This is a genomic window from Sphingomonas sp. IC081, assembly GCF_006874585.1.
Classification (GTDB): domain Bacteria; phylum Pseudomonadota; class Alphaproteobacteria; order Sphingomonadales; family Sphingomonadaceae; genus Novosphingobium.
Map to the genome: position 1 here is coordinate 993,600 of NZ_CP029762.1, position 14,007 is coordinate 1,007,606.

The 14,007-nt window shown below is 67.5% G+C and carries 14 protein-coding genes (1 of these 14 cut by a window edge); 7 read left to right on the plus strand and 7 right to left on the minus strand.

Translation table 11 applies throughout. From position 1 onward, the window contains the following. Positions 1-152: 152 nt before the first annotated feature. Entirely contained in the window at positions 153-350 is a 198-nt protein-coding gene (locus tag DM450_RS25955; protein WP_185928815.1) for a hypothetical protein, read from the minus strand. A gap of 293 nt (positions 351-643) precedes the next feature. Next, positions 644-1,102, minus strand: a complete 459-nt coding sequence (locus DM450_RS22450) for a MarR family winged helix-turn-helix transcriptional regulator (protein WP_260610534.1) — start codon at positions 1,100-1,102, stop codon at positions 644-646. 126 nt (positions 1,103-1,228) lie between these two features. On the opposite strand from DM450_RS22450, the gene DM450_RS22455 reads away from it, so the two are divergent. The 6 genes from DM450_RS22455 to DM450_RS22480 all read left to right on the plus strand — a co-directional run bounded on the left by DM450_RS22455 (position 1,229) and on the right by DM450_RS22480 (position 9,162). After that, complete coding sequence (locus tag DM450_RS22455; protein ID WP_142639274.1) at positions 1,229-2,386, plus strand: HlyD family secretion protein; 1,158 nt, start codon at positions 1,229-1,231, stop codon at positions 2,384-2,386. Continuing rightward, complete coding sequence (locus DM450_RS22460; protein ID WP_409529371.1) at positions 2,383-3,957, plus strand: MDR family MFS transporter; 1,575 nt, start codon at positions 2,383-2,385, stop codon at positions 3,955-3,957. Before DM450_RS22455 ends, DM450_RS22460 begins: the two co-directional genes overlap by 4 nt. Positions 3,958-3,965: 8 nt before the next feature. Next, complete coding sequence (locus DM450_RS22465; RefSeq protein WP_142639276.1) at positions 3,966-5,438, plus strand: efflux transporter outer membrane subunit; 1,473 nt, start codon at positions 3,966-3,968, stop codon at positions 5,436-5,438. A gap of 132 nt (positions 5,439-5,570) precedes the next feature. Next, positions 5,571-7,079, plus strand: coding sequence for a DUF4139 domain-containing protein (locus DM450_RS22470; protein WP_142639278.1), 1,509 nt, complete (start codon positions 5,571-5,573; stop codon positions 7,077-7,079). Positions 7,080-7,099: 20 nt separating this feature from the next. After that, a complete protein-coding gene (locus DM450_RS22475) occupies positions 7,100-8,722 on the plus strand; it encodes a DUF4139 domain-containing protein (protein WP_142639280.1) in 1,623 nt (540 codons plus the stop codon). Between the two features lie 131 nt (positions 8,723-8,853). Beyond that, positions 8,854-9,162, plus strand: a complete 309-nt coding sequence (locus DM450_RS22480) for an HU family DNA-binding protein (protein WP_255535886.1) — start codon at positions 8,854-8,856, stop codon at positions 9,160-9,162. Positions 9,163-9,253: 91 nt separating this feature from the next. On the opposite strand, the gene DM450_RS22485 is transcribed toward DM450_RS22480, so the two are convergent. Then, a complete protein-coding gene (locus tag DM450_RS22485) occupies positions 9,254-10,036 on the minus strand; it encodes an alpha/beta fold hydrolase (protein WP_142639284.1) in 783 nt (260 codons plus the stop codon). 124 nt (positions 10,037-10,160) lie between these two features. Between DM450_RS22485 and DM450_RS22490 the strand changes: the two genes are divergently transcribed. Beyond that, on the plus strand, positions 10,161-11,057 hold the full coding sequence (locus DM450_RS22490) for a LysR family transcriptional regulator (RefSeq protein WP_142639286.1): 897 nt from the start codon (positions 10,161-10,163) through the stop codon (positions 11,055-11,057). A gap of 21 nt (positions 11,058-11,078) precedes the next feature. Here the strand turns inward: DM450_RS22490 and pyrC are convergent, their stop codons facing one another. The 4 genes from pyrC to DM450_RS22510 form a co-directional block, all read right to left on the minus strand. Continuing rightward, positions 11,079-12,116: a dihydroorotase gene (gene pyrC, locus DM450_RS22495; protein WP_142639288.1), complete on the minus strand. Its 1,038-nt coding sequence runs from the start codon at positions 12,114-12,116 to the stop codon at positions 11,079-11,081. Between the two features lie 89 nt (positions 12,117-12,205). After that, positions 12,206-12,760 (minus strand): class I SAM-dependent methyltransferase, encoded by a 555-nt coding sequence (locus DM450_RS22500; RefSeq protein WP_260610540.1) that lies wholly within the window; start codon positions 12,758-12,760, stop codon positions 12,206-12,208. A 115-nt stretch (positions 12,761-12,875) separates the two neighbouring features. Further along, entirely contained in the window at positions 12,876-13,520 is a 645-nt protein-coding gene (locus DM450_RS22505) for a tetratricopeptide repeat protein (protein ID WP_142639292.1), read from the minus strand. Positions 13,521-13,553: 33 nt separating this feature from the next. Next, on the minus strand, positions 13,554-14,007 hold the 3' portion of the coding sequence (locus tag DM450_RS22510) for an SDR family NAD(P)-dependent oxidoreductase (RefSeq protein WP_260610541.1). The gene runs 65 nt beyond the window's last position; the window shows 454 of its 519 coding nt (coding positions 66-519); its start codon lies off the right edge, out of view; the stop codon is at positions 13,554-13,556.

Genomic DNA, 14,007 nt, shown 5'->3' on the forward strand with positions numbered 1-14,007 from the left:
CGAAAGGTGGGGTCAATATTGGGCGCCGATAGGGGGTCAGTTTTGCGCGCCGGTTGACACTTTCCGCACTAGGCAAGCGCGAATTACTGCCTGAGCGTCCGGCATGGGTCGGTGTCAGGAACTGAATGAACCGTTCGAGTACGTAAACCGTCTTATTTCGAACGCGCAGTGACATAGGCCGTGGGGGAGAGTTTCAAGGTGCGCCGGAACATCGCGGCATAGGCACTGGGACTCTCGTAACCGTGTTCCAGCGCCACTTCGAGCACAGATGACGCGCCCGCAGCACCGCCCTCCTCGGGCGGCTGCGGGCGCATCGCTGTGCCGATGACAAGCGCCTTCGCGCCTGACACTGCAGCAGCGGCCCAATTCATTCGATTGCAGGGCAAGTCGGGCCACCGGGTTTTTCTATGTGGCCACCCGAAGCCGTGGTATTCTGCCGGCAGCCACCAATAGAGTGGACCGATAGGAGAGGCCCATGGAAGGCTTGGAAACCGTCTTTTGCGGATGCGAATTCCGTACTTTGTGCGCTGCGGTAGCCTGCACCGGCTCCTTCGCGCTGATGACGATCCTCTTGCTGACGTAATCCGTCAGGCCGGCAGACGCGCCGTCACTGCGGTGCGTGCAGTCACGTCTTTTCCGCCCCCTAACCTGCGGGCTCTCCCAATGCGCGCGGCGCGCCCATCTCGACCAGCCGATCGTTGAGCACTTCCAATGTCCGTAGCAGGTGCGCCTGCTCCTCGTCGTCCAGCACCTCGAAGAACTGCTCGATGAAGGCGTTCTTGTGCGGCTCCACCTCGCGGATCACGGCGCGGCCCGCCTCGGTCAGCGAAATCCGCTTGGCCCGACGGTCCTTGGGATCGGGCGTGCGCAGCGCCAGCCCTTCACGCTCAAGCCCGTCCACCGCCTCGGTCACCGTACGCGGGGCCTGACCCAGCGCATCGCAGATGTCGGTCGAACGCACCGAGCCGAAGCGCTCGATATAATGGAGCACCTTGAGCTGGGCGAGCGAGGCACCCTGCGCCCGCATCCGGTCGTTGAAGAGCCGATGCATGCGCATGTGCAGATCGCGCAGTTGCTCCATCGTCTGGAAGCGAATACTCACGGCAAGAAATATTGTGGGACCATATGAAATGCCATTGCCATATGCTCCGCCTGGGTGCAAGTGCGCAACCATCCCTGCTGCGATGCAATATACGCATTGCAGCACTAGAGGCGTGAGAAGCGATTGATGGCTAACGACGTGACCGATTCGGATCAGCAGGCCCCCACTTCCGAACCGAATCCCCCCTCCGCCGCGAAATCCGGCATGAAGCGCATCCTCATGGCGGGCGCCGCCGTCGTCGTGATCGCGGGCGGTATCTGGCTGTTCCATTACCAGACTCGCGGCAAGTATTTCGAGGACACCAACGACGCCTATATCCAGGCCGATGCGGTCACCGTCTCGCCCAAGATTTCAGGCTATGTCGATGCGGTGCTGGTGGGCGACAACCAGGACGTGAAGGCCGGCCAGCCGCTCGTGCGCATCGACCCGCGCGACTACGATGCACAGGCCCGCCAGTACCAGGCGCAGATCGATGTCGCCAAGGCCAATGCCGAAAACGTGCGCGCCACCATCGGCGAGCAGCAGGCCGCGATCGCCCAGGCGCGGGCGCAGCTGGTCTCCGCCGAGGAAGACGCCCGCTATGCCGAGCGCGAGGCCGCCCGCTACGCCCCGCTCGCCGCCAGCGGCGCCGAGACCAAGGAACACCTCGCCACGCTGCGCAACCAGGCCGCCAAGGCCCGCGCCGCCGCCGATGCCCAGCGCGCCGCCGTCACGTCCGCGCAGCGCCGCATCGGCGCGCTGGAAGCACAAGTGCAGCAAGCCGCCGCACAGGGCGAAGCGGCCAAGGCACAGCTCGCCGCCGCGCACGTCAACGTCGGCTCCACCGTGCTCAGGGCCAGCGTCGATGGCCGCATCGGCGATCGCACCGTGCGCACCGGCCAGTTCGTGCAGGCCGGCACCCGGCTGATGTCGGTGGTGCCGCTCTCCAAGCTCTATGTCACCGCCAACTTCAAGGAAACGCAGATCGGCCTGATGCGCCCCGGCCAGCCCGCGACCATCGAGGTCGACGCGCTCGACGGCACCGAGATCCGCGGCCATGTCGAGAGCATCTCGCCGGGCACGGGCGCGCAGTTCTCGCTGCTGCCACCGCAGAACGCGACCGGCAACTTCACCAAGATCGTCCAGCGCGTGCCGGTGCGCATCGCCATCGATGCCGGGCCGGAGGCGCGCCGCGTGCTGGTTCCCGGCCTCTCGGTGACGGTGACGGTCGACACCATCGACGCCAAGGGATCGCAGCACGCCATCTCCAACCAGGAAAAGGCGCGGGGGAACCAGGGCCAGTGAGCGGTTCTGCCGTGACGGCCGAGGGAGCGCCCGCCCCCCTCCAGCTGCCCCCGCAACCCACTGCCGAAAAGCCGGCGGACGCGGCGGCCTGGCTGGCCGTGGCAGCGGGCACGCTCGGCGCGCTGATGGCGACGCTGGACGTCTCCATCGTCAACAGTTCGCTGCCCACCATCCAGGGCGAGATCGGCGCCAGCGGTACCGAGGGCACCTGGATCGCGACCGCCTATCTCGTGGCCGAGATCATCATCATCCCGCTGTCCGGCTGGCTGGAACGCCTGCTCGGCCTGCGCACGCTGCTGCTGGTCGCCTCGGCGCTGTTCACGCTGTTCTCGATGATGTGCGGCTTTTCGACGACGCTGACGATGATGATCATCGGCCGTGTCGGCCAGGGCTTCACCGGCGGCGCACTGATCCCCACCGCCATGACTATCGTGGCCACGCGATTGCCCCGCGCCCAGCAGCCCATCGGCAATGCCCTGTTCGGCGCCACCGCGCTGCTCGGCCCGGTGGTCGGCCCGGTGCTGGGCGGCTGGCTGACCGAGAACGTCAGCTGGCACTATGCCTTTTTCCTCAACCTGCCGGTCGGCATCGCGCTGGCGACGCTGCTGCTGGTGGCGATCCCGCACCAGAAGGCCGATCTCGGCCTGATCCGCGAGGCGGACTGGCTCGGCATTCTCGGCCTCGCCCTCGGCCTCGGCGGCCTAACCGTCGTGCTGGAGGAAGGCGAGCGCGAGCAGTGGTTTTCCTCGGACCTCATCGTGATGCTGACGGGCGTCTCGATCTTCGGGCTCCTGCTGCTGGCGGCGGGGCAAGTCTTCGCACGCAAGCCGGTGATCAAGCTCAAGCTGCTGCTCGACCGGCAGTTCGGCAGCGTTGTCGCCATGGTCACCGTGGTCGGCATGGTGATCTACGGCACCTCCTACGTGATCCCGCAGTTCCTCTCCTCGATCGCCGGCTACAACTCGCTGCAATCGGGACAGGTGGTGATGCTTTCCGGCATCCCGGTCATGCTGATGATGCCGGTGACCCCCTGGCTGATCCGTAATGTCGACATTCGCGCCTCGGTCTGCTTCGGGCTGTCCGTGCTGGCGCTGAGTGCCTGGCTGGAGACCGACATCACCCCGCTGTCGGACGGCAAGGACTTTGTCGATTCCCAGCTCCTGCGCGGCATGGGCACGGTGTTCTGCATGATGTTCCTCAACCAGGCGGCGATCCGCTCGGTGCCGAAGGAGGAAGCGGGCGACGCCTCGGGCCTCTACAACGCCGCCCGCAACCTCGGCGGCTCCTTCGCCCTCGCCGGCATCGCGGTGATCCAGGACCAGCGCCTGTGGCTCCATGCCCGCCGCATGGAGGAAAGCCTCAATGCCAATTCCCTCGCCGTGCAGGACTATGTCCGTGCGCAAGGCGCGGGCGTGCTGCGCTCGATCGAAGCCAACATCCAGATCCAGGCGCTGGCGATGACGTATGCGGACATGTTCTGGATGATGTCGGTGGGCATCATGTTTGTCATTCCACTCGTCCTGTTCCTGCGCCCGCTTCCGAAAAACGCCCCGCTGGCGACCGGACATTGAGGATACCCATGCGCTCCTACCATACCCTGCCGCTGCTTGCCGCAACGCTGGCGGCCACCTTGTCGGGCTGCACCGTCGGACCGAACTATGCCGGACCGCCCAAGGCCGCCCCGGTCGAAAACACCGCCTTCGTGCGCGCCGATGCCGCTGCGGTCAGCACCGCCCCGCCGGTTGCGGAATGGTGGAAGACCCTCGGCGATCCCGCGCTCGACGATCTCGAAGCGAAGGCCCTTGCCGGCAATGCCGACGTCGCCGCCGCCGAGGCGAGGCTGCGGCAGGCCGCCGCCTCGCTGGGCGAGGAACGCGCGAACCGCGCGCCCAAGGCCAGCGCGTCCGCCATGTATGCCCATGCCCATGTGCCCGGTCTCGACCTCGGATCGAGCAGTGGCAATTCGGGAGACGGGGGCGGTTCGGGAGACGCCAGCGGAAGTGGCGGCGGGGGCGGCAGTTCCGACCTCAATCTCTACAACCTGGGCGTCAACGCCAGCTGGGAGGTCGACCTGTTCGGCGGCCAGCGCCGCGCCATCGAAGCCGCCCGCGCAAGCTACGAGGCCAGCGATGCCAGCCTTGCCGACGTGCAGGTCAGCCTCTCGGCCCAGGTCGCCAGCACCTACCTGAACTTGCGCGATCGCCAGCAGCGCATCGCCCTTGGCGAACAGTCGATCGCGCTGCAGGAAGAGGCGCTCGGTCTCACCCGCCAGCGCCGCGGCGCGGGCACCGCGACGGCGAGCGAGGTCAGTCAGGCCGAAGGCCAGCTGGCCACCACCCGCGCCCGGCTTGCCCCGCTCAAGGCGGACCGCGACGCCTATCGCAATGCGCTTGCGGTGCTGACCGGCCAGGAACCGGGGGCCCTCGACGCCGCGCTGGGCACGTCTGGCGACATTCCCCTGCCTCCCGCTACGGTTGCCGTCGGCGATCCCGCCGGCCTGATCGCCCACCGCCCCGATGTCCGCCAGGCCGAGCGCACGCTGGCGGCGGACACCGCCAGGATCGGGCAGGCCGAAGCCGCGCGTTTCCCGCGCCTCTCGTTCATGGGCCTGATCGGCATCGGCGGCACCAAGTTCGGCGACCTCACCAATCTCGATGACTTTGTCGGGCTGGCCGCACCGCAGCTGAGCTGGAGCTTCCTCGATTTCGGCCGCAACAAGGCCAAGGTCACCAAGGCCGAGGCCGTGCGCGACGAGGCCGAGGCGCGTTATCGCGGCGCGGTGCTGACGGCGCTGCAGGACGCCGAGGACTCGCTTGCCCGCTACCGCGAGGGCCGCATCCAGGTTGCCGAACTCGCCCGCGCGCGGGACAAGGCGGCCGAGGCCGAAACGCTCGCCGCCCAGCGCTTTGCCGCCGGAACCGCCACCCGCATCGCCCTGCTCAATGCCCGCAGCGACCGCAACAGCGCCGAACAGAACCTCGTCTCTGCCCGCGCCCAGCTGACGGCGGGTTATGTCTCGATCCAGAAGTCACTCGGGCTGGCCTGGAAGTAACAGTGAGGGCGCCCGTTCACCGGCGCCCTCAAGTTGCTGAATTGGTGCTGCGAATTTCCATCATTGTCACTTGACAGATGCCCTCGTGACCGGAACTCATCGGCCTGAATTGGCGAGAGGGAGCGGTCACGGATGCGCAGCTTCGGATGGAACGGCGCGGCGGCGCTGGCAGTCATGGCAAGCCTTGCGGTTTCCGGGGCGGCCGGGGCGCAGGCGGATGGGGCCAATGCGCAAGGTGACGTCTCGATCACCATCTACAACAACAACCTTGCGCTGATCCAGGATACCCGCCAGCTCTCGCTGCCTTCGGGCCGCAGCAAGCAGGACTTCCCGGACGTTTCCGCCGCGATCCGGCCCGAAACCGTGTCGATCCAGGCCGAAGGCGCGGGCGTGGTCGAACAAAATTTCGACTACGATCTGCTCTCCCCGGACAAGCTGATGGACAAGGCGGTGGGGCAGACCGTCACGCTGGTGCGCACAAATCCCGCCACCGGCGCCGAGACCAGCGAACCCGCCGAGGTCCTTGCCAACAACAACGGCACGATCGTGCGCGTGGGCAACCGGATCGAGATCCTCGGCGGCCAGCGGGTGGTCTTCCCCAGCCTGCCGCCAGGCTTGCGCGCGCGCCCCACGCTCTCCGTCACGCTCGACAGCAGCCGCGCGGGCCGCCGCCCGGTGACGCTCAGCTACCTGTCACGCGCGTTCGGCTGGAAGGCGGACTATGTCGCCCTGTTCGACGAAAAGGCCGGAAAGCTCGACATGCAGGGCTGGATAACCCTGACCAATTCCAGCGGCACCGGCTTCGGCAATGCCCGCGTGCTGCTGGTCGCCGGTAAACCGGCGGGCAGCGACGACGACGACGAAGACGACGATGATGGCAACGGCTACCGGCCCGCGCGTCCCTCGGGCAATCGCGCCGGGACCCAAAGCGCCGCGCGCGAACAGCTGGGCGACTATTACGTCTATCCCATCGCGGCACGCACCACCGTCGCCAATGCCCAGCAGAAGCAGGTCGGCTTCCTCGACACCGCGGGCGTTCCCGCGACCAAGGGCTACACCTTCCGCAATGCCTGGTCCGGCCAGTCGAACGACCCGCAAGGCGTGGACACGGTGCTGCGTTTCTCCACGGCCCGGGCCGCCGGGCTGGGCGATGCCCTGCCCCAGGGCACGGTGCGCGTCTACATGCGCGATGCGCAGGGACAGCCGCAGTTCATCGGCGAAAACACCATTCCCCACACGCCGATGGGATCGACGCTCGCGATCAAGACCGGCGAGGCCTTCGACGTCAAGGTCAAGCCCACCCTGGTCAGGCGCGAGCGGATCCAGAGCGACGAGTGGGAGCGCAGTGCCCGCTACCGGGTCACCGTGAGCGGCAAGCCGCCCACGCTGGTTCAGGTCGAATCCTCGCCCACGTACTGGCGCACGACGATGAGCTACACACTCACCAATGCGCGCGCCGAACCAGTGACGGTCGAACTGGTGCAGGCCGGGCTCGACCGTAGCTGGAGCGGCTGGGACGTGCGCGTGCCCAGTGAAAGCCAGACCGGCCAGCAGCGCTCGCAGGACGAGCGGGTGTGGATGGTGGCGGTGCCCGCGGGCGGCGAAGTCACGCTCACCGCCCAGTTCGACACGCGGTACTGACACCCCGGTTGCCTGCGGCCATGCGCCTCCTGCTGCCTCTCGCGGCCCTGCTTCTGGCCCTGTTCCCGGCCAGACCGGCAGCGGCGCAGGAGGTCGTCACCTCGCCCGCGCCCGACAGCGTGGCGGTGACGATCTACCGTGCGCCCTATCGCAGCCCCGGACAGGGCATGAACCTGGGCTGGCTGGAGGGTTATGCGCTGGTCACCGAAAAGCGCACGGTGGAGATCCCCGAAGGTCGCGCGGTGATCCGCTTCGAAGGGGTGGCGGGCGGAATGCTGCCCGAAAGCGCCATCATCTCCGGCCTGCCCGACGGGGTGAGCGAAAAGAACCTCGACGCCGACCTGCTCTCACCCGGCAATCTCTACGCGCGCAGCCTCGGCCGCCCGGTCCTGCTGCGCCGCACCGATCCCATGAGCGGGCAGATCCGCGAGGAACGCGCGGTGATCCGCTCCGGCCCCGAAGGCACGGTGATCGTGCAGACGCGCGCGGGGTTCGAGACGGCCAATTGCGGCACGACGCAGGACGAACTGGTCTACGACGCGGTTCCCCCCGGCCTCTCCGCGCGGCCGACGCTCTCGGTGGAGACGGCGAGCACCGCCGCCCGGCGCGTGACGATCTCGCTCTCCTACCTCGCCTGGGGCTTCGACTGGCAGGCCAACTACGTGCTCACCATGGCAGGGGTCGGGGCAGGGGCCGAAAGCGCCCGAATGTTCGCCTGGGTCACGCTGGCCAACGCCGACCCCACCAGCTTTGCCGATGCCGAGACGGCAGTGGTGGGCGGCAAGGTCAACCGCAAGAGCGATGTCCCCAGTTCGCCGAGCGGGCAATCGCTGGAATTCCACTGCTACTTCACCGCTCCGCCTCCGCCTCCGCTTGCGATGGCCTATGCGCCGCCCCCGGTCGCCGACATCGTCGTCACCGCCATGCGCGCTCCGCCCCCGCCACCGCCTCCTCCCCCGCCGCCGCCCGCTCCCGTCACCGTGCAAGAGGAAGGACTTGGCGACCTCAGGCTCTACCGGGTGCCGATGCCGACCACGGTCGCCGCGATGGCGCAGAAACAGGTGGCAATGTTCGAACTGCCCAAGGTCGCGCTCTCCGCGCACCATGTCGCCGAATTCTGGTCGAGCCAGCGCGGCACGGTCCCGGTCACGCGCCATCTGCGCGGGCGCAATAGCGTGAAGAACGGCCTTGGCCGGGCCTTGCCTGCCGGCCAGGTGGTCGTCTTCGAACCGCTGGCGGGACAGCCGATGCTCGCCGGACAAGGCACGCTGGACGATGCCGCGGTAGGGCAGGACATCGATATCGCCATCAACCGGGACAACAAGGTCACTGCCTCGCTCGCAGCGGTCGGTTCCGGCCCGGAAAGGCAGGGCCATACGAGGCGCGGCAACACGAAAGACGGCAAGGCGGCGGACAGCGGCGCCCCGGCCTGGACACAGACCCGCCTCACCCTCGCCAACGCGCACCCCTGGCCGATCCGCTTCGAGGCGAAGATCCGGCACCCCGCGGAAACCCGGGTCGTGCCGATCAAGGCAAGAACCAAGGCACAGGTCGAAGTGCTGGGCACGCAGGCGACGTGGAAAATCGTCATCCCGGCGCACGGCACCGCGCGCCTCGAATGGCGGGAGGTCAGGCCGAAATGAGCCCTCCAGCCCCGTTCAGACCCATGCCGATAACAAAAAAACCACGTTTTCCACGATTCGACACGCCAAGTTCTGTGGGAGAAGCGGTGAAAGTTGCCGAGAGGACATAGCGGCAAGCCGCGCCGCCATCTATGAGAGTGAAGTTCGCAAGTGAAAGGAACGCTATGAACACGACGGATCTGGCCGAAAAGATTGCCGCAGCCAACGGCTCCACCAAGGCCGATGCCAAGAAGGCGGTTGAACTCGTCTTCGCTGCAATTGCCGACGCTGCTGCCGCCGGTGAAGAAGTCAACCTGCCCGGCTTCGGCAAGTTCAAGGTCAAGGAAAGCGCTGCCCGCGAAGGCCGCAATCCGTCGACCGGCGAGACGATCCAGATCGCCGCTTCGCGTAAGCTCGGCTTCACGCAGGCCAAGGCGCTCAAGGACAAGCTGAACGGCTGACAGGCCCAAGGCTGAAACGGAAAAGGGGAGACGGGACGGCTGGTCCTGTCTCCCCTTTTTTCGTTGAAAATCCTCGGATTTACGAGGGCTTTCAGTCCTGCGCCAGCCAGTTGCGGAGCAGGAAATTGGTCTGCTCGGGATGCTCCAGCGCGGCCATGTGGCCGCAGGCGGCGATCTCGTGATAGCGCGATCCCGCCACCCGCTCGTGGATCTCGCGGGCGTGCTCGGGCGGGGTGATGCGGTCCCCGTCACCCACCACCACCATGGTCGGCACCGCGATCTTGGCAAGGCCGTCCAGCGAGTCCGGACGGGTCATGATCGCATGCTGCTGGCGGATGAACGCCTCGCCGCCTACGCGCGAGGCCATGCCGCGCATCTCGTCCGCCACCGCCCCGGTGGTGTGATCGGGATGGACAAGCTGGCCCAGCAGCTTGTGGGTCACGCCCACGAACTTGCCGCGGCGCAGTGATTCGATGGCCACGCGGCGCTGTTCGGTCCGCTCGGGACTGTCGCCGCGCGCGCTCGAATTGATCAGCGCGAGGCGCGAGACACGTTCCGGCGCACGGCGCATGATCTCCAGCGCGACGTAGCCGCCCATCGACAGGCCGACGAGCGAGAAGCGCGAAGGCGCCACCGCAAGCGTGCGTTCGGCCATGGCGCCGACGGTATCATCCAGCGTCAGGTCCGCGACCATCGGTGCGGCGACATCGGCCAGCGCATGGATCTGACGGCGCCACAGGGCCTGGTCGCAGAGCAGGCCCGGCAGGAACACCACCGGCTCCAGCGCCGATGTCCGCTGGGGGGCGTCCCAGTTCCAACCGGCGTGCATGCGCGCGCTGCCCCCGCTTGCGGCAACACCCGCTGTCCTACCCATATCGATCGCCACGCTTGCCATATCAAATCTCCTGACGGCGAAATGCGCTTGCGCGGCCTATCTGTCCAATTCATGATAAAGGCGATCTTGATACTTTTTTTATATGACGTGGAGCGGGCGCGCCGTGGAACTTCGACATATCCGCTATTTTCTCGCCGTCGCCGAAGAACGGCACTTCACCCGCGCCGCCCAGCGCCTCGGCATCGGGCAGCCACCGCTCAGCCATCAGATCAAGGATCTCGAGGCGGAAGTGGGCACCCCGCTGTTCCACCGCATTCCCCAGGGGGCCGAACTGACCGACGCGGGACGCGCCTTCGAAGAACGGGTACGCCCGATTCCCGCCATCGTCGCGGATGCGGTGAGCGCGGCAAGGCGCGCGGCGGCGGGGGAGACCGGCAGCATCCGCGTCGGCTTCACCGGATCGGCCGCCTTCAACCCGCGCGTGCCGCAGGCGATCCGCATCTATCGGCGGCGGTTTCCCGATGTCGAGCTGAGCCTGGCCGAGCACAATTCGATCGGTCTGGTCGAAGGGCTGAAGAACGGCAGCCTCGACGTCGCCTTCCTGCGCCCCGACGCGGTGGACAAGCGCGACCTCCGGCTGTTCCACCTGGCCGACGAGCCGCTGATCGCGGCGCTGGCCTCGGCCCGCATGCCGCATGGCGAGCCGATCTCGCTCTCGCAGCTCGCCCACGACCCGTTCATCCTGACCCCGCGCGCGCTGGGCCCGACACTGTTCGATGCCACACTCGAAGGCTGCCGCCGCGCCGGGTTCGAGCCCATGCTCGGCCAGTCCGCCCCGCAGGTCGCCTCGGTCCTCGCGCTGGTGGCTGCCGAACTCGGCGTGGCGCTGGTACCGGAATCGATGCGTGAGGCCTCGTTCAAGGGCGTGACCTATCACGACCTCGAAGGCGATTCCCCGATGGTCTCGCTCGCGCTCGCGACCCGCGCGGACGAACGCTCGCCCACGGTCGCCGCCTTTGTCGCCGAGGCCCGCTTCCCGAGCGAGCCGGACGCCGCCTGACCGCGGGCGCGGCCGGGACGATCAGCCGATGAAGCGCCAGCGAATGGTTTCACCGGCGTGGAACGGCACCAGGGTGATATCGCCGTCGACGATCTTTTCCGGAACGCTGACCTCTTCGCGCTGCAGGGTCACCGTGCCCTCGTTGAGCGGCAGGCCGTAGAAACGGGGGCCGTGTTCCGAGGCGAACCCTTCGAAGCGGTCCAGCACGCCCTCTTCCTCGAAGACCTGCAGATAGCTTTCGAGCGCGTAGGGTGCGTTGAAAATGCCAGCGCAGCCGCAGGCCGATTCCTTGCGGCCGATCTCGTGCGGGGCGCTGTCGGTGCCGAGGAAGAACTTGGGCGAACCCGATACCGCCGCCTTGCGCACGGCCAGGCGGTGCCGCTCGCGCTTGGCGACCGGCAGGCAATAGGCATGAGGCCGGATGCCGCCATCGAAGATCGCGTTGCGGTTGATGATGAGGTGCTGCGGGGTGATCGTCGCGCCGATCTGCGGCCCGCTTTCCGCCACGAAATCGGCCGCCTCCGCCGTCGTGATATGTTCCAGCACGATCTTGAGCGCGGGATAGTCGCGCACCAGCGGTGCCAGGATCTGTTCGATGAACACCGCCTCGCGGTCGAAGATGTCGACCTCGCGGTGGGTGACCTCGCCGTGGATCAGCAGCGGCATGCCGATGCGCTGCATCGTTTCCAGCACCCCGGTCAGCTTGCGGATGTCGGTGACGCCGTGGGCCGAATTGGTGGTGGCATGGGCGGGATAGAGCTTGCAGGCGGCAAACACGCCTTCTTCATAGCCGCGCGCGATCTCGGCCGGATCGGCATCGTCGGTGAGGTAGAAGACCATCAGCGGGGTGAAGTCCATCCCCGCCGGCACGGCGCTGACGATGCGGTCGCGATAGGCCAGCCCCGCCGCGACGTTGACGACCGGCGGCGTCAGGTTCGGCATGACGATGGCCCGCGCGAACTGGCGCGCGGTATGGCCGACGACCGCTTTCAGCATCTCGCCATCGCGAAGATGCACATGCCAATCGTCCGGGCGGCGGATCGTGATCTGGGTTGTCATGGGCTTGCCTCTAGCCCTCCGTCATGCCCGCGTCGATGGTGTTTCGATGGCAATGCCCCCGTTCCGGCAACGGAGGCCCCGGAGGCAGTTCAGACCGGCGCCGACTGCTTTCCGGCGCGGGCCAGCAGCCCGTCGATGCCGGGGCCTATGGCAACTTCCTCGATCTCCAGAAGGTCATCGGCAAATCCGGCGGACAGGAACGCGGTTCGCAGGCTCCCGGCGACATAGAGGCGGTGCAGACCCTCCCGCGCAAACGCCCAGCCTTCCATAGTGGGGCGCGCGGTCACATAGGCGACCATCCTGCCACCACCGCGCAGCAGGCGATGCATCGCCCGCAGCATGCCCTGTCCGTCGTCATCGAAATAGAGGACATTGAGGGCGAGCACGCCATCCAGACTTACCGAGGGCAGCGGCAGGTCGGCCAGCGATGCGGTCAGATAGCCGGCCCGCCCGCCCAGACGGCGCCGGGCGGCGGCAATCATCGTCGGCGAGAGGTCGGCGCCGATCAGCCGGCAATCCGCGCGGTCAAGCATGTGCGCCATCGCCGCCCCGGTGCCGCAGCCTGCGTCGAGGATGGTTTCCCCTGCGGCCGGAGCCAGCAGGTCCACCGCCCGTTGCATCGGCCTGCGATTGGCAATGTCCATGGCCCTCCCGAGCCAGCGACCGTATCGGCCGCGCGGAGGGGCCAGTTGACCGGCAAGGGCGCGCGCCAGGCTCATGGCCACAGGCGGCCGGGTTCACGGCGCAAGCTCGCGCGCATCACGCGGCCTTGCCCAGCAGCGCCCGCACCTCGCGCCGCCGCCCGGCGTCCCAGATCGGACGCGCCGCATCATGGGGCGCCCGCAGGGCCTTCTGCAGATATGCGCGCGCGCCGGCCTTGTCGCCCTGCTTGAGCAGGTAGTCGCCGTAGAAATAGTTGGAATCGAGCCCATTGGGATCGACCGACAGGGCCTGCTTGAGCAGCCTTGCCGCCTTGTCGTCATCGCCCCAGGCCAGAGGCGAACCCGGCACCTTGTAGTAGAGCACACCGAGGCTGAGCGCGGCCCCGCCCTGCGCGGCGCGGGGGTCTATCGCATAGGCCCGCGCGATCAGGTCGCGGGCCTGCGTCGCCAGGCCCAGCTTGTGGAAGAAGTTGGCGCGGTTGGCCTGCTCGCTGGTGATGATGCCCTGCCACAACAGCGGCTCCGCCCGCCCCGGATAACGCGCGACAATCACCGCCGCCTGATGCGCCAACTGGTCGAGCGCCTTGGTCTGGGTGCTGGATCCCTGCACTTCGTACGTGATGTGGGCCCAGCCATCGTTCACCGCCTTGACGTCGGAGGCCATGTCGGCGTGGGCGGCGACCGGCATGGCGGCAACCGCGACGGGGGCAACCAGGAAGCTCAGCAGGGTATGCTTGCGCATGGTAACGCGTCCTTTCTGTTCTGGGATTTACAGTCAGCCGAATTCGGCCTGTGCCTTGCGGATCTGGGGCGACAGGCCGGCATCGACGAGTTTGGGGGAAATGGCGTTGAGCGCGGCGTAGACGCGCTCCATCGCGCCGATGCTCACGGTCTCCTTGCGGGCCGCGATAGCCGCGACGATCCGCTGCGCCACCCATTCCGGCGCATCCGCCTTCATGCCGGCAAGCGTCAGGAAACGGTTCACCTCGCCATTGTTGAAGGCAGTGCGCGCGGCGCGCGGATTGATGTGAGTGACCGCCACGCCGCTGCCGAGCAGTTCGCGCCGAAGCCCCTGGCTCAGCGCCGCGAGCCCGGCCTTGCTGCTCGAATAGGCCGCGAACCATGGGTAGGGGATCGCTCCCAGGACCGAGCCGATGTTGACGATCTGCCCCGATCCGCGCCTGCGCATCGGCGGCGTGACGGCGCGCGCGAGCACCGCCGGCACCAGC

Coding starts and splice junctions, on each gene's coding strand:
- DM450_RS22470 (WP_142639278.1), top strand. CDS start 5,571: ATGCGCAGCTTCGGATGGAACGGCGCGGCGGCGCTGGCAGTCATGGCA.
- DM450_RS22455 (WP_142639274.1), top strand. CDS start 1,229: ATGGCTAACGACGTGACCGATTCGGATCAGCAGGCCCCCACTTCCGAA.
- DM450_RS22465 (WP_142639276.1), top strand. CDS start 3,966: ATGCGCTCCTACCATACCCTGCCGCTGCTTGCCGCAACGCTGGCGGCC.
- DM450_RS22505 (WP_142639292.1), bottom strand. CDS start 13,520: ATGCGCAAGCATACCCTGCTGAGCTTCCTGGTTGCCCCCGTCGCGGTT.
- DM450_RS22485 (WP_142639284.1), bottom strand. CDS start 10,036: ATGGGTAGGACAGCGGGTGTTGCCGCAAGCGGGGGCAGCGCGCGCATG.
- DM450_RS22475 (WP_142639280.1), top strand. CDS start 7,100: ATGCGCCTCCTGCTGCCTCTCGCGGCCCTGCTTCTGGCCCTGTTCCCG.
- DM450_RS22500 (WP_260610540.1), bottom strand. CDS start 12,760: ATGGACATTGCCAATCGCAGGCCGATGCAACGGGCGGTGGACCTGCTG.
- DM450_RS22480 (WP_255535886.1), top strand. CDS start 8,854: ATGAGAGTGAAGTTCGCAAGTGAAAGGAACGCTATGAACACGACGGAT.
- pyrC (WP_142639288.1), bottom strand. CDS start 12,116: ATGACAACCCAGATCACGATCCGCCGCCCGGACGATTGGCATGTGCAT.